Origin of the sequence: Micromonospora sp. DT47 (assembly GCF_049844475.1) — a bacterium.
Taxonomy (GTDB): domain Bacteria; phylum Actinomycetota; class Actinomycetes; order Mycobacteriales; family Micromonosporaceae; genus Micromonospora.
On the sequence record NZ_JBNCLC010000020.1, the window covers coordinates 21,964 to 36,154 of the forward strand.

The following is a 14,191-nucleotide window of genomic DNA, read 5'->3' on the forward strand; positions in this document are numbered from 1 at the left end:
CCGCGGCCCGCTGCTCGGCCCGATCGTCTCCACGACCCGTCAGGCGTCATAGCGACAAGCCGTGGCGCGGCGACGATAAAACCATGGCGCGGCGACGCGGGCTGCCTAGGATCGACGGATGACCGATACGGCGAGGACGGCCCGCGTCGGCGTCCCCGAGCGGCCCACGCTGGACGGGCTCGAGGAGACCTGGGCGCGCCGCTGGCAGGAGGAGGGCACGTACGCGTTCGACCGCTCGAAGGAGCGCTCGGACGTGTACGCGATCGACACCCCGCCGCCGACCGTATCCGGCGAGCTGCACATGGGGCATGTCTTCTCGTACACGCACACCGACACGGTGGCCCGGTTCCAGCGGATGCGCGGCCGGACGGTCTTCTACCCGATGGGCTGGGACGACAACGGCCTGCCCACCGAGCGCCGGGTGCAGAACGTGTACGGCGTGCGCTGCGACCCGGCCCTGCCGTACGACCCGGACTGGGTGCCGCCCGCCACCCCGGTGAGCGAGGCGGCCCGGAAGGAACAGACCCCGATCTCCCGGCGCAACTTCATCGAGCTGTGCGAGCTGCTGACGGTCGCCGACGAGGAGGTCTTCGAGGCGCTCTGGCGGCGGCTCGGGCTCTCGGTGGACTGGTCGCTGACGTACACCACGATCGGCCGCGTCGCCCGGGCCGCCAGCCAGCGGGCATTCCTGCGCAACCTGGCCCGGGGTGAGGCGTACCAGGCGGAGGCGCCGACCCTCTGGGACGTCGGGTTCGCCACCGCGGTCGCCCAGGCGGAACTGGAGGACCGGGAGCGGCCCGGGGCGTACCACCGGCTGCGGTTCACCGGGCCGGACGGGCGTGAGGTGCTGATCGACACCACCCGGCCCGAGCTGCTGCCGGCCTGCGTGGCGCTGGTCTGCCACCCCGACGACGAGCGGTACGCGGACCTGGTCGGCACGGCCGTGCGTGCCCCGGTCTTCGGGGTCGAGGTGCCGGTCCGCGCGCACCCGCTGGCGGACCCGGCCAAGGGCACGGGCGTCGCGATGGTCTGCACGTTCGGTGACCTGACCGACGTGACCTGGTGGCGGGACCTGGACCTGGAGACCCGGGTGGTGATCGGCCGGGACGGTCGGCTGCTGCCCGAGCCGCCGGCCGGCGTGCCGGCGCAGCCCTACGCGGCGCTCGCCGGGCAGACCGTCAACGGCGCCCGGCGGACCCTGGTGGAGCTGCTGGCCGATGCGGGTGACCTGGTCGGCGAGCCGCGCGAGATCACCCACCCGGTGAAGTTCTACGAGCGCGGCGACCGGCCGCTGGAGATCGTCTCGACCCGGCAGTGGTACCTGCGCAACGGTGGCCGGGACGCCGGCCTGCGCGAGGAACTGCTGGCCCGGGGCGGCGAGCTGCGCTGGGTGCCGGAGCACATGCGCCACCGGTACGAGCACTGGGTGGCCGGCCTGACCGGCGACTGGCTGGTCAGCCGGCAGCGCTTCTTCGGGGTGCCGGTGCCGGTGTGGTACCGGCTCGACGACGTTGGCGAGCCGGACTGGTCCCAGCCTCTCACACCGGAGGAGTCGATCCTGCCGGTCGACCCGTCCAGCGAGGCACCGCCCGGCTTCGACGAGTCGCGGCGCGGTGTGCCGGGCGGTTTCGTCGGTGACCCGGACGTGCTGGACACCTGGGCCACCTCGTCGTTGACCCCGCAGATCGTCGGCGGCTGGGAGACCGACCCGGACCTGTTCGGCCGGGTCTTCCCGATGGACCTGCGCCCGCAGGGGCAGGAGATCATCCGGACCTGGCTCTTCTCCACCGTGGTCCGCGCCCACCTGGAACACGGCGTGCTGCCCTGGCGGGACGCGGTGCTCTCCGGCTGGATCCTCGACCCGGACCGGAGGAAGATGTCCAAGTCCAAGGGGAACGTGGTCACCCCGATGGGCCTGCTGGAGCAGCATGGCTCCGACGCGGTCCGGTACTGGGCGGCCAACGGCAAGCCCGGCATGGACCTGGCCTTCGACCCGGCGCAGATCAAGGTGGGCCGGCGGCTCGCCACCAAGCTGCTCAACGCCTCCCGGTTCGCCCTGGGGCTGGGCGCCGCGGACGCGTTGCGCGCCCCGGCCACCGAGCCGCTGGACACCGCCATGCTCGCCGAACTCTCCGGCGTGGTCGCGACCGCGACCGCCGCCTTCGACGGGTACGACCACACGGCGGCGTTGCAGGCCACCGAGGCGTTCTTCTGGCGGTTCTGCGACGACTACATCGAGCTGGTGAAGGAGCGCGCCTACGGCACCGGGCCGGGCGCCGACTCGGCCCGGGCGGCGCTGGCCACCGCGCTCTCGGTGCAGCTGCGGCTCTTCGCACCGGTGCTGCCCTTCGTGACCGAGGAGGTCTGGTCCTGGTGGCGGTACGGCTCGGTGCACCGCGCGCCGTGGCCCACCACGTACGAGGTGGGCCGGGCTGTCCAGGGGCCGGGCGACCCGGGGCTGCTGCGGCTGGCCGGGGACGCGCTGGGGCAGGTGCGCCGGGCCAAGTCGGAACGGAAGCTGTCCATGAAGGCGGACGTGCCGCTGGCCGAGGCGCTCGGCCCGGCCGCCCTGCTCGACCGGCTCACCCTGGTCGCCGACGACGTCCGCGCGGCGGGGCGGATCGCCAAGCTCGACCTCCTCCCCGACCGCACCCCCGAGCTGGTCATCGCCTGCGCCTTCTGACCAGCCTGAGGAAACATCAGCGCTCGTGGCAGGGCTGGGTGTTGTCCAGCAGCCAGCCCTGCACCGTGTCGGCAGGGTTGTCGAGGAAGATCGTGTCGACCGCGTAGTCCACCGGCACCGCGGCGACAGCGTCCCGCACGGCCGCGAGCGTCCGCTCCCGGTCCGGGTCGGTCGCCGGGTCGAGCGCCACACCGATCAGCAGGCCCGGCGGTTCGTCGCCGACCTGCATCCACGCCCGGCGGGCACTGGCCACGGCCGGCACCGCGCGCAGCCGTTCGGCCAGCGCGGCGAGCAGCTCCTCCGGCTCCTCGGCGGGCAGGCCGAGCCGGACCTGCTGACCGGCCCGCAAGGTGTGCGCGCCGCCGCTCATCGCACGCACCCCCACAGGGCGGATCGGCAGGCCGTACTCCCCGCCGGGGTTGACCGCGAGCCCCAGTTCGGCCGGCAGCCGGTCGGCCAGGTCGCGGCCGCGCATGACGGCGTGCGTCCCCTCCCCCGCGCCGCGCGCGTACTGCTCGGCGGAGGTGTAGACGACCACCAGCGGGTGGCCGTCCATGGCGACGATCGGCAGTTGGATCTCGTCGTCGGCCGGCGCGCCGGCCGGCAGCGACAGCCACAGTTCGCCGTCGGCGAGGGCGGCCAACAGCTCGTCCGGGCTCCCCTGTCCCGCCCGCAGGCGGCTCAGTGCCGTCTCCACGTCGTTCGCCGGAAATGGCATCGTCGCTCCCCCGCCCGGTGGTCGTGTCGTCCGGATCATGCCAGGTGACCGGGCGGCCGGTGGGTCAGCTCGTCTCGCCGGCCACGCTGAAGGAGCGGAGGCGGTCGATCGCCAGCACCGTGAAGCCCACGCTGACCAGGGCGGTCAGCACGGCGGCCACTGGGACGGAGACGGTGGTCGAGAGCAGCTCGGTGGGGGCCATCCGGTCGGCGAGGGCGATCACCCACTGCTGGATCGACAGCACCTTCGTGCCGCTGACGAAGTTGCCCAGCAGGCCCTCCCAGATCAGCACGTAGACCAGGCCGAGCAGCACCGGCCGCCGGGTGACCAGGCTGAGCGCCAGGAAGAGCGCCGAGTACGCCAGCGCACCCAGCGCCGAGGCGGCGGCGAGCGCCAGTCCGAGGCGTACCGAATCGGCGAGCACGCCTGCGACGTAGAGCGGCACGGCGACGGTGCCCGCGCTGACCGCGGCGGCCACCGCGAGCTTCGGCAGCACGATCTGCCAGCGCGGCAGCGGCTTGGTGAGGATGTGCACCAGCGTGCCGTCGTCGATCTCGGCGCCGAGCACGCCGGTGCCGACGATCAGCGCCACCACCGGCAGCACCACGGCCAGGCCGAGGCCGACCAGCACCGGCGGCGCCCACTGGCCCGGGTCCACCCGCAGCGCCCGGCAGAGCACGGCGAGCCCCACCAGGACGAGCGGCAGCGGGAGCAGCATCAGGAACCGGCGGCGGCCGAAGAGCCCGCGCGCGGTGATCCAGGAAACGGTCGACATCATGCCTCCACCAGGTACGAGAAGACGCTCTCCAACGACTCGTCCTCCGGCAGCAGCTGCCGGACCCGGATCCCCTGGCGCAGCGCGATCTTCGGCAGCGCCCGGGTGAAGGCGCCGTAGTCGCCGGCCTTGACGGTCAGGCCGGTGCGGTCCAGCTCGACGCCGGTGACCGAGGGCTCGGCCATCAGCGCCACGGCCAGCGCACGATCATCGGTGGAGCGGACCGCGAACACGTGCGGCCGGTTGGTCATCAGCCGGCGGATGGTCCGGAAATCGCCGGAGGCGGCGAGCCGGCCGGCCACCATCACCTGCACGGTGCCGGAGACCTGCTCGACCTCCTCCAGGATGTGCGAGCTGAACAGGATCGTCCGGCCGGCGTCGCCCAGGCTGTGCAGCAGCTGCATCATGTGCAGCCGCTGGCGCGGGTCCATCCCGTTGAACGGCTCGTCGAGGAGCAGGACCTGCGGGTCGTGCACCAGCGCTGCGGCGACCCGGGTGCGCTGCCGCATGCCCTTGGAGTACGTGCCGATCCGCCGGTCCTGCGCGTCGGCCATCTCGACCAGGGCGATCGCCCGCCGGGCCGCGGCCTCCGGGTCGGCCAGCCGGTGCAGCTTCGCGCTGGCCAGCACGAACTCGTACGCGGTGAGGAAGGTGTGCACCGCCTCCCGCTCGCTGACCAGGCCCAGCCGGCGGTAGACGCCGGGGTTGCGCCAGGTCGGCTCGCCGTCCAGGGTCACCGCGCCCCGGGACGGGGACAGGAACCCGGCCATCATGTGCAGCAGCGTGGTCTTGCCGGCCCCGTTCGGGCCGAGCAGCCCGGTCACCCCCGGGCCGAGCCGCATGGTGACGTCGTTGACCGCCACCACGTTGCCGTACCAGCGGGAGACCCCGGCGAGGTCCAGGGTGCTGGTGGTGACGGCCGGCGGCGCGCCGGCGCTGAGCGTGGTCATCGGGCGGCCACCTTCCGGTATCGCAGGAGCAGCAGGGTGACGCAGGCGGCGACCAGCAGCACGGCGGCGGTCGCGTAGACCGGCCCGAAGTCGCCGATCGGTATGCCGCCACCCTGGCCCTCGGGCACCAGCAGGTCACCGAGCGCCCAGGTGCCCACACCGCCCACGAGGGTCGACGGCGAGGCGAGGAAGGCCAGCTCGTTGATCGTCCGGGACGGCATGATCGACAGGACGCCGACGATCGGGGTGGTCATCAGGAAGACCGCCACGATGCCGCCGGCGGCGAACGCCCGCTTGCCGGTGAGCGAGGCGACCAGCAGGCCGACCGAGGCGAAGACCACCGCCCAGAGACCGGCGTAGAGCAGCCCGGGCAGCAGGTCCAGCAGCTCGTCCCAGACCCCGCGCATCCCGTTGTCGGTGGTGAATGCGGCGCCGAGGAACATCACCAGCTGCGGGCCGCCGAGTAGCAGCCAGAGGGCGGTGACCAGGGCCAGCAGCTTGGCCAGCGCGTAGTCGCCGCGCGGCAGCGGCCGGGAGAAGTACAGCGGCAGCACGCCGCTGCGCAGGTCACGGGAGACCAGCTCGGGAGCGGCCACCGCGACGAAGAAGATGACCAGCCAGCTCATCGCGTCGGCGAACTGGGCGTACGTCATCACCACCTGGCCGATCTGGCTGCGTACCGCGGTGACCCCGGCGGCCACCACGGTGACGATGGCGACCACCAGCCAGGGGAAGATCTTCGCCTTGGCGCTGCGCCCCAACCCGAAGACGGTCCGCAGGCCGTGCAGGTAGAGCGCGCCGAAGACATGCCGGCGCCCCAGCCGGGGCCCGGTGTACCGCTGGTAGCCGATGTCGTGGATGACGCCGGTCGGCTCAGGCATGGCTGGGCTCCCTCGTGGCGAAGAGTTCGGCCACCCGGTGCCGGCGCTGGTCCAGCCGGTGCAGCGGCAGGTCCAGCGCGGCGACCGCGCCGAGGATCAGGTCGTAGGTGCCCTCGTCGGCGAGCGGGACGAGCAGCATCCGGCCGTCCCGGCTGACCGGCAGGTCGAGCGCGGCGAGCCGGGCAGCCAGCTCCTCCGTACCCTCGCTGACCTCGACGGCGAGCACGTCGGTGACCGACGTCATCGCGGAGATCCGGTCGGCGCGCAGCAGTCGGCCGCCGTCGATGGCGACCAGCGTGTCGCAGATCCGCTCGACCTCGCCGAGCAGGTGCGAGCAGACCAGCACGGAGATGCCGAACTCGGTGCCGATCCGGTGGATCAGGGCGAGCATCGCCTCCCGCCCGGCCGGATCGAGGCCGTTGGTCGGCTCGTCGAGCAGCAGCAGGTCCGGGTCGTGCACCAGGGCCTGGGCGAGCTTGACCCGCTGCTTCATACCGGTGGAGTAGCCGCCGACCGGGCGGTAGCGCTCCTCGTAGAGGCCGACGTGGCGCAGCGCCTCGGAGGCGCGTTCCCGGGCCACCGTGCGGGGCAGGCCGCTGATCCGGCCGAGGTGGGTGACCAGCTCGGCGGCGGAGAGGTCGGGCGGGAGCGCGTCGTGCTCCGGCATGTAGCCGACCCGGGCGCGCACCGCAGCCGGGTCGGTGGTCGGGTCGAGGCCGAGCACGGAGACCCGGCCGCTGGTCGGGGCGAGCAGGCCCAGCAGGATCTTGATCAGGGTGGACTTGCCGGCGCCGTTCGCGCCGACCAGGCCGATGATCCCCGGCTCGACCGCGACGGTCAGGTCGGCCAGCGCGGTGACCGGACCCCCGTACGTCTTGGTCAGCGACTCGGTCGCGATCAGTGTCACGCCCGCCAGCGTAGGGACCGGACGCCCGTGCGGACATCAGGCACGCCCCTGATCCCGCCAGTAGGGGTAAGAAAGTCGTAGGGCGGCCCGGTCGGCCGGCTGATCGGCGCCCACCCCGGTGGCCGGGAGTGGAGTGGCGCTCTCGACCGATCGCCGGTCGGCTGCGAAACTGTGTGCCGGTCGGCGAGTGAGGGGTACGAATGAGCAACGGGTGGGTGCTGCCCGACGAGGTGCTTCGGGACGCGCCGGCGTACACGCCGCGCCCCGGGGAGCTGGCCGATCTGGAGTTGCTGCTGAGCGGGGCGTACGCCCCGCTGGCCGGCTTCATGACCCGCGCCGACCTGGCCTCGCTGCAGCGCCGCGGCCGGCTCGCCGACGGCACCGCCTGGCCGGTGCCGGTGGCCCTCCAGGTGCCGGCGGCGCTGGCCGACGGGCTGGACCCGGCCGACCCGGTGCGCCGCGCCCTGGTGCTCACCGACGGCGAGGGCGCTCCGGTGGCCGCGCTGGAGGTCGCCGACGTCTGGGCGGCCCGGGACGGGGTGGCCGGGGTGGGCGGCCCGGTGCGCCGGCTCGGCGACGGGGGGCACGGCCCCTTCCAGCGGCTGCGCCGCAACCCGGAGGAGGTCCGTGCGCTGCTGCCCCCGGGCCGGGTGCTCGGGGTGATCGCCGACCGGCCGCTGCACCGGCCGCAGCTGGCCCAGATCGCGCACGCCGCCCGTACCCTCGCCGCCCACCTGCTGGTGATGATCCCGGTGGATGCGGACGGCACCGGCGGGCTGCCGCCGGAGGCCCTGGTCCGCAGCGTCTTCGCGGCCCGCGACCGGATGCCCCCGGCCACCCTGATCGCGGTGCCGATGCCCCGCCGCCGGGACGAGATCAGCGACGCCCTGCTGCGGGCCCGGATCTCCGCCGCGTACGGGGTGACCCACCTGCTCTCCACCGGCGAGATGCTCTCCGGCGCCGGGCTGCGGGTGCTGGTGCCGCGCGAGCTGGCCTACGACAACCGGGACGGGCAGTGGCGCTGGCGGGAGGACATCCCGCCGCGCAACCGGCGGCTGGCGCTGAGCCAGGAGGAGATCGACGATCTGCTGGACCGGGGCTTCCCGCTGCCCGAGTGGCACACCCCGCCGGCGGTGGCCAAGGAGCTGAGCCGGGCCCGCCCGCCGCGCCGGCACCGCGGCCTGGTGGTCTTCCTGACCGGCCTCTCCGGCTCGGGCAAGTCGACCATCGCCCGAGGGCTGGCGGACGCGCTGCGCGAGCAGGGCGACCGCACGGTGACCCTGCTCGACGGTGACGTGGTGCGCCGGGAACTCTCCGCCGGGCTGGGCTTCAGCAAGGCCGACCGGGACGCCAACGTCCGCCGGATCGGCTGGGTGGCGGCCGAGGTCGCCCGGCACCGCGGGCTGGGCATCTGCTGCCCGATCGCCCCGTACGCCCGGGCCCGGGCGACCGCCCGGGAGATGGCCCTCGCCGCCGGGGCCGGCTTCCTGCTGGTGCACGTGGCCACCCCGCTCGAGGTCTGCGAGCAGCGCGACCGCAAGGGCCTGTACGCGCGGGCCCGGGCCGGCCTGCTCACCGGGATGACCGGCATCGACGACCCGTACGAGGCGCCGGCCGACGCCGAGCTGGTGATCGACACCACCGACCTGACCGTCGAGGAGGCGGTGCAGTCGGTGATGCACCACCTGACCGAGACCGGTTGGGTGGAGCCGCGCCTCCAGTCCGCCTGATTCCCGCCCGGATTCCTTCTTCCCGCCCGGATTCCTTCCGTCGCTTTCCCCTGCCCGCTAGTGTTCATTCTTGTTGGAACACGTTTGACCGCGTGAGAGTGCGTGGGGAACAGGCGGAGGTGCGGCGGGATGCTGGCGCGGCAGCGACAGGCGGCCATCCTCGACCGGGTCCGGGCCTCCGGCGGGGTCCGGGTGACCGACCTGGCCGCCGAGTTCGGCGTCTCGGACATGACCATCCGGCGTGACCTGGAGACGCTGCACGACCAGGGCCTGCTGCCAGCCGGGCCGCCGGGCTGGTCCGCCCGGGCGCGGCGATCGCCCTCTCCGCCGGCACCACCACCGCCGAGCTGGCCCGCCGGCTGGTCGACGTCCCCGGCCTGACCGTGGTGACCAACTCGCTGCCGGTCGCCGAGATCCTGCACACCGGGGGTCGCCCCGACCAGACCGTGGTGCTCACCGGCGGCGTAAGGACCCCGTCCGACGCGCTGGTCGGGCCGCTGGCCGTGGAGGCGATCCGCTCGCTCCACCTGGACCTGCTCTTCCTCGGCGTGCACGGGATCACCGCGCGGGCCGGCTTCACCACGCCCAATCTGAGGGAGGCGGAGACCGACCGGGCCCTGGTGGCCGCCGCCGACCGGCTGGTCGTGCTGGCCGACCACACCAAGTGGGGCACCGTCGGCATCTCCTCCATCGTCGGGCTGGACGCCGCGGACACGCTGGTCACCGACGACCGGTTGGCGCCGGATGCACGACGGGTACTCGACGAGAAGGTGGGGGAACTGGTGATCGTCACGGGCACGGGGCGGACGACGGCGGAGGAGGCGGTGCGGTGAGGCGTACGGCGATCGAGCTGGCGGACGGCCGCGAGCTGATCTACTTCGACGAGCGGGACGACGCCGTCCGGGACCAGCGGGACCTCCGCGACCTCCTCCCGCCCCCACCGGCGTCCCAGCTGCGCTACGACCCCCTCACCGACGAGTGGGTGGCGGTCGCCGTGCACCGGCAGACCCGGACCTTCCTCCCGCCGGCCGACCAGTGCCCGCTCTGCCCGTCCACGCCGGACCGGCTGAGCGAGATCCCGGCCCCCGACTACGACGTGGCCGTCTTCGAGAACCGCTTCCCCTCGCTGAGCCAGCGGGTCGCCGAGGAGCCGGCCGAGATCACCCCGTTCACCCCGGTCCGCCCCGGTCGGGGGCGCTGCGAGGTGGTCTGCTTCACCGACGACCACAACGCCTCCTTCGCCAGCCTGCCGCCCCAGCGGGTACGCACCGTGCTGGACGCGCTCGCCGACCGGACCACGGCGCTCAGCGCACTACCCGGCGTGGAGCAGGTGTTCCCGTTCGAGAACCGGGGCGTCGAGATCGGGGTGACCCTGCACCACCCGCACGGTCAGATCTACGCGTACCCGTTCGTCGCGCCGCGGACCCGGTCGCTGCTGGCCGCCGCCCGCCGGCACGCCGAGCGGACCGGCGGCGGCAACCTCTACGCCGACGTGCTCGCCGCCGAGCGGGCCGCCGGCGACCGGGTGGTCACCGCCAACGAGCACTGGACGGCGTACGTCCCGGCGGCCGCGCGCTGGCCGTACGAGGTGCACGTGGCGCCGCACCGGCCGGTGCCGGACCTCCCGGCGCTCACCGACGCCGAGCGGGATGCCTTCGGGCCGCTCTACCTGGACCTGCTGCGCCGCTTCGACGGGCTCTTCGACCTGCCGATGCCGTACATCGCGGCCTGGCACCAGGCGCCGGTGCGGATCGACCGGGAGCTGGGCCACCTGCACCTGCAGCTGTTCACCGTCCGGCGGGCCACGGACAAGCTGAAGCACCTCGCCGGCTCCGAGTCCGGGATGGGCGTCTTCATCAACGACATCGCACCCGAGCGGGCGGCGGAGCTGCTCCGCGCCGCCTGACTCCCCGTTCTTTCGTCGGAGTGGATCAGCCCGGGCGGCGCGGCGGGGGGCGAGCGCGGGAAGGGGGCGGGAGACAGGGCGCGGGGGGCCCGGGACAGGGCCCCCCGCAGGGAAGGGACGGCTGGCTGTCCACGACAGCCGGGAAGGCTGGCTGATCGGCACTCGCGCCGCGAGGCGACCGCGGTCAACCCTCCTGGACGAGACTGGCATCGCGTCCACCCATTTCAACGACCCACGCCCCCGCCGGTGACGCGCCCGCCCGGCGGGCGGCCCGGGGTCCGGGTACGACGGAGCCCGCCGGCGGGTGCCGGCGGGCTCGGTCGGTGCGGTGGCGAATCAGGCGGCGAGCTTGCGCGCCAGGTTCTCGTCGAGCGCGTTCATGAACTCGTCGGTGGTCAGCCACGGGGCGTCCCGCGAGATGAGCAGCGCGAGGTCCTTGGTCATCTGGCCGCCCTCGACGGTGTCGATGCAGACCCGCTCCAGCGTGTTGGCGAACTCGGTGACCGCCGGGGTGCCGTCCAGCTTGCCCCGGTGGGCCAGGCCGCGGGTCCAGGCGAAGATCGACGCGATCGGGTTCGTCGAGGTCTTCTCGCCCTTCTGCCACTGCCGGTAGTGCCGGGTGACGGTGCCGTGGGCGGCCTCGGCCTCGACCGTGCGGCCGTCCGGGGAGAGCAGCACCGAGGTCATCAGGCCGAGCGAGCCGAAGCCCTGCGCGACGGTGTCGGACTGCACGTCACCGTCGTAGTTCTTGCAGGCCCAGACATAGCCGCCCTCCCACTTGAGCGCGGCGGCGACCATGTCGTCGATCAGCCGGTGCTCGTAGGTGATGCCGGCGGCCTCGAACTCCGACTTGAACTCGTTCTCGAACACCTCGGCGAAGATGTCCTTGAACCGGCCGTCGTACGCCTTGAGGATGGTGTTCTTGGTCGACAGGTAGACCGGGTAGTTGCGGTCCAGGCCGTACCGGAACGAGGCGCGGGCGAAGTCCCGGATCGACTCGTCGAAGTTGTACATGCCCATGGCGATGCCGCCGCCCGGGAAGTTGGCGACCTCCATCTCCATCGGGGCAGAGCCGTCGGCCGGGGTGTAGGTGATGGTCACCGTGCCCGGGCCGGGGACGACGAAGTCGGTGGCCTTGTACTGGTCACCGTGGGCGTGCCGGCCGATGATGATCGGCTTGGTCCAGCCGGGGACGAGCCGCGGCACGTTGGACATGATGATCGGCTCGCGGAAGACGACGCCGCCGAGGATGTTGCGGATGGTGCCGTTCGGCGACCGCCACATCTTCTTCAGGCCGAACTCCTCGACCCGGGCCTCGTCCGGGGTGATGGTCGCGCACTTGACGCCCACGCCGTGCTGCTTGATGGCGTTGGCGGCGTCGACGGTGACCTTGTCGTCGGTCTCGTCGCGGTGCTGGATCGACAGGTCGTAGTAGTGGAGGTCGACGTCGAGGTAGGGCAGGATCAGCTGCTCCCGGATCTGCTTCCAGATGATCCGGGTCATCTCGTCGCCGTCGAGCTCCACGACCGGGTTGTTTACCTTGATCTTCGCCATCGGCCGGCGCTCCTCTCGGGGGACACGTGCTCAAGCAGTACGAGCGTACTGGAAACTCGCCGGCACCCCCCAGCCGGCCTCGCTCGGCCGGATAACCGGATGCCCGGCCCGGGAGATCACTGGCACCATCGCCGGATGCCACTGAGCCGTACCCTCGGGTCTATCACGGTCACCGCACTCACCGACGGCGAGGGGGCGTTCTTCCAGCCCCGCGCCGAGGCGTTCCCCGACGCCACCGAGGCGCACTGGCGCGAAGCGGACCGGCGCGACCCCGCCTCGGTCACCGCCGACGGTCGCTGGTGGCTGCCGTTCCGCAGCTTCGCGCTCCGCGCCGGCGACGGGCCGGTCACGCTGGTCGACGCCGGCATCGGCCCGGCCGGCTCCCCCGCCGCGAGCTGGGCTCCGGTGCCGGGCCGGCTCCCCGCCGAGCTGGCCGCGGCCGGCATCGACCCCGCCGACGTCGACACCGTGGTGCTGACCCACCTGCACAGCGACCACATCGGCTGGGCGGTGACCGGCACGCCCGGACGGCCGTACTTCCCGAACGCGAGCTACGTCGTGCAGCGGGCCGAGGTGGACGCGATGGAGATGGTCAACCCGGGGCTGCCGGCCGGCCTGGTCGCGCCGTTGCGCGCCGCCGGCCAGCTCCGGGTGGTCGACGGCGACACCACCCTCACCCCGGGGGTACGACTGCTGCCCACCCCGGGGCACACCGCCGGCCACCAGTCGGTGCTGCTGGAGGCGGCCGGCGAGCGACTGCTGCTCACCGGAGACCTGCTGGTCCACGCCGTACAACTGCTCGACCCGGACCTGTCGTACGCCCACGAGGAGGACCCGGCAACGGCCCGCACCTCCCGCGTGACCCTGCTACGCACCCTGGCCGCAACCGGCCCCACCCTCCTCGCCACCCCCCACCTCGGCACCCCCTTCACGCCCCTGCCGCCCAGCGGGGCGTGAAGGGGGAAGGGGGCACGTCGGCGGGTGCCGGCGTGCCCCTTCCGAGCAGGTGTCAGGTCACATGTTGGCGACGTCGGCCTGCTTGGCGCGGACGGCCTCGGCGGCCGCCATGAGGCTGGCCAGCTCGTCGGCGTCGAGGTCGGTCTCGACGATCCGCCGGATGCCCTCGCGGCCGATCTCGGCCTCGACGCCCAGGTAGACGCCGGAGATGCCGTACTCGCCGTCGACCCAGGCGCAGACCGGCATGATCTCGCCGGAGTCCTCCGCGACGGCCTTGGCCATCCGGGCGGCGGCGGCCGACGGGGCGTAATACGCCGAACCGGTCTTGAGCAGCGCGACGACCTCGGCGCCACCGTTGCGGGTCTTGACGACCAGCTCCTCGATCTGCTCGGCCGGCATCGCCTCACGCAGCGGCTTGCCGTTCACGGTGCTCTTCGACGGCACCGGGACCATCGTGTCGCCGTGCGAGCCCAGCGTCAGCGTCTTCACCGACTTCACCGGTACGTTCAGCGCCTCGGCGACGAAGTTGGTGAACCGGGCGCTGTCGAGCATGCCGGCCTGGCCGAGCACCCGGTTCTTCGGGAACTGGGTGGCGAGCTGGGCCAGCGCGGTCATCTCGTCCAGCGGGTTGGACACGACGATGACGACGGCGTTCGGGGCGTACTTGGCGACGTTCTCGGAGACCTGACGGACGATCTTGGCGTTCGTCTCCAGCAGGTCCATCCGGCTCATGCCCGGCTTGCGGGGCAGGCCCGCGGTGATGACGACGACGTCCGAGCCCTCGATGGCCTCGTAGCCCTCGCCGTTCGGGCCGGTGGTGACGCCGACGACCTTGGTCTCGAAGCCCTCGACCGCGCGGGACTGGTTGAGGTCCAGCGCGAGACCCGCCGGCTTGCCCTCCACGATGTCGGTGATCACGACGGTGTCGAAGACGTCGTACTCGGCCAGGCGCTGTGCGGTGGTGGAGCCGTAGAAGCCGGCCCCGACGACAGTGACCTTCTTACCCATGGTCGTCCCACTCCCTGATACCAGTCGGTTTTCCGGACCGTATCAGTCATCCTGGCACCGATCGGGCCAGGGGCGGCGGCCATCGCCGGGATGGGGCGCACGTCACCGGTGTCCGCTTCGTC

At 73.0% G+C, this 14,191-nt stretch carries 11 protein-coding genes and 1 pseudogene; 5 read left to right on the plus strand and 7 right to left on the minus strand.

Going from position 1 to position 14,191, the window contains the following annotated elements; genetic code table 11:
• The first annotated feature begins 118 nt into the window (after positions 1-118).
• The gene (valS, locus tag ACLQ2U_RS24650; RefSeq protein ID WP_425753131.1) at positions 119-2,683 is read left to right on the plus strand and encodes a valine--tRNA ligase; all 2,565 of its coding nucleotides are present in this window, start codon (positions 119-121) and stop codon (positions 2,681-2,683) included.
• A 16-nt stretch (positions 2,684-2,699) separates the two neighbouring features.
• Here the strand turns inward: valS and ACLQ2U_RS24655 are convergent, their stop codons facing one another.
• The 5 genes from ACLQ2U_RS24655 to ACLQ2U_RS24675 form a co-directional block, all read right to left on the minus strand.
• On the minus strand, positions 2,700-3,401 hold the full coding sequence (locus tag ACLQ2U_RS24655) for an enhanced serine sensitivity protein SseB C-terminal domain-containing protein (RefSeq protein WP_425753133.1): 702 nt from the start codon (positions 3,399-3,401) through the stop codon (positions 2,700-2,702).
• Positions 3,402-3,465: 64 nt separating this feature from the next.
• Positions 3,466-4,176 (minus strand): ABC transporter permease subunit, encoded by a 711-nt coding sequence (locus tag ACLQ2U_RS24660; protein WP_425753217.1) that lies wholly within the window; start codon positions 4,174-4,176, stop codon positions 3,466-3,468.
• Positions 4,176-5,126 carry an ABC transporter ATP-binding protein gene (locus tag ACLQ2U_RS24665; RefSeq protein ID WP_425753134.1) on the minus strand — a complete coding sequence of 317 codons (951 nt, stop codon included), beginning with the start codon at positions 5,124-5,126 and terminating at the stop codon, positions 4,176-4,178. The genes ACLQ2U_RS24660 and ACLQ2U_RS24665 overlap by 1 nt, the downstream gene beginning before the upstream one ends.
• On the minus strand, positions 5,123-6,007 hold the full coding sequence (locus tag ACLQ2U_RS24670) for an ABC transporter permease (RefSeq protein WP_425753135.1): 885 nt from the start codon (positions 6,005-6,007) through the stop codon (positions 5,123-5,125). Before ACLQ2U_RS24670 ends, ACLQ2U_RS24665 begins: the two co-directional genes overlap by 4 nt.
• On the minus strand, positions 6,000-6,914 hold the full coding sequence (locus ACLQ2U_RS24675) for an ABC transporter ATP-binding protein (protein ID WP_425753136.1): 915 nt from the start codon (positions 6,912-6,914) through the stop codon (positions 6,000-6,002). The genes ACLQ2U_RS24670 and ACLQ2U_RS24675 overlap by 8 nt, the downstream gene beginning before the upstream one ends.
• A 200-nt stretch (positions 6,915-7,114) precedes the next feature.
• On the opposite strand from ACLQ2U_RS24675, the gene cysC reads away from it, so the two are divergent.
• From cysC to galT, 3 genes and pseudogenes are all read left to right on the plus strand, one after another.
• On the plus strand, positions 7,115-8,644 hold the full coding sequence (cysC, locus tag ACLQ2U_RS24680) for an adenylyl-sulfate kinase (protein ID WP_425753137.1): 1,530 nt from the start codon (positions 7,115-7,117) through the stop codon (positions 8,642-8,644).
• A 129-nt stretch (positions 8,645-8,773) separates the two neighbouring features.
• Positions 8,774-9,477, plus strand: a pseudogene (locus ACLQ2U_RS24685) (DeoR/GlpR family DNA-binding transcription regulator).
• Entirely contained in the window at positions 9,474-10,550 is a 1,077-nt protein-coding gene (galT, locus tag ACLQ2U_RS24690) for a galactose-1-phosphate uridylyltransferase (protein ID WP_425753138.1), read from the plus strand. The pseudogene ACLQ2U_RS24685 and the gene galT overlap by 4 nt, the downstream one beginning before the upstream one ends.
• A 336-nt stretch (positions 10,551-10,886) precedes the next feature.
• Here galT and ACLQ2U_RS24695 read toward each other — a convergent pair whose 3' ends face one another.
• The gene (locus ACLQ2U_RS24695; protein ID WP_425753139.1) at positions 10,887-12,104 is read right to left on the minus strand and encodes an NADP-dependent isocitrate dehydrogenase; all 1,218 of its coding nucleotides are present in this window, start codon (positions 12,102-12,104) and stop codon (positions 10,887-10,889) included.
• A gap of 135 nt (positions 12,105-12,239) precedes the next feature.
• Between ACLQ2U_RS24695 and ACLQ2U_RS24700 the strand changes: the two genes are divergently transcribed.
• Entirely contained in the window at positions 12,240-13,061 is an 822-nt protein-coding gene (locus ACLQ2U_RS24700) for an MBL fold metallo-hydrolase (protein ID WP_425753140.1), read from the plus strand.
• Positions 13,062-13,118: 57 nt separating this feature from the next.
• Here the strand turns inward: ACLQ2U_RS24700 and ACLQ2U_RS24705 are convergent, their stop codons facing one another.
• Entirely contained in the window at positions 13,119-14,069 is a 951-nt protein-coding gene (locus ACLQ2U_RS24705; RefSeq protein ID WP_425753141.1) for a malate dehydrogenase, read from the minus strand.
• Between the last annotated feature and the right edge of the window lie 122 nt (positions 14,070-14,191).

What these genes read in the sequence shown, in the direction of transcription:
- valS (WP_425753131.1), top strand. Translation starts at nt 119, where the DNA reads ATGACCGATACGGCGAGGACGGCCCGCGTCGGCGTCCCCGAGCGGCCC.
- ACLQ2U_RS24655 (WP_425753133.1), bottom strand. Translation starts at nt 3,401, where the DNA reads ATGCCATTTCCGGCGAACGACGTGGAGACGGCACTGAGCCGCCTGCGG.
- ACLQ2U_RS24660 (WP_425753217.1), bottom strand. Translation starts at nt 4,176, where the DNA reads ATGTCGACCGTTTCCTGGATCACCGCGCGCGGGCTCTTCGGCCGCCGC.
- ACLQ2U_RS24665 (WP_425753134.1), bottom strand. Translation starts at nt 5,126, where the DNA reads ATGACCACGCTCAGCGCCGGCGCGCCGCCGGCCGTCACCACCAGCACC.
- ACLQ2U_RS24670 (WP_425753135.1), bottom strand. Translation starts at nt 6,007, where the DNA reads ATGCCTGAGCCGACCGGCGTCATCCACGACATCGGCTACCAGCGGTAC.
- cysC (WP_425753137.1), top strand. Translation starts at nt 7,115, where the DNA reads ATGAGCAACGGGTGGGTGCTGCCCGACGAGGTGCTTCGGGACGCGCCG.
- ACLQ2U_RS24695 (WP_425753139.1), bottom strand. Translation starts at nt 12,104, where the DNA reads ATGGCGAAGATCAAGGTAAACAACCCGGTCGTGGAGCTCGACGGCGAC.
- ACLQ2U_RS24700 (WP_425753140.1), top strand. Translation starts at nt 12,240, where the DNA reads ATGCCACTGAGCCGTACCCTCGGGTCTATCACGGTCACCGCACTCACC.
- ACLQ2U_RS24705 (WP_425753141.1), bottom strand. Translation starts at nt 14,069, where the DNA reads ATGGGTAAGAAGGTCACTGTCGTCGGGGCCGGCTTCTACGGCTCCACC.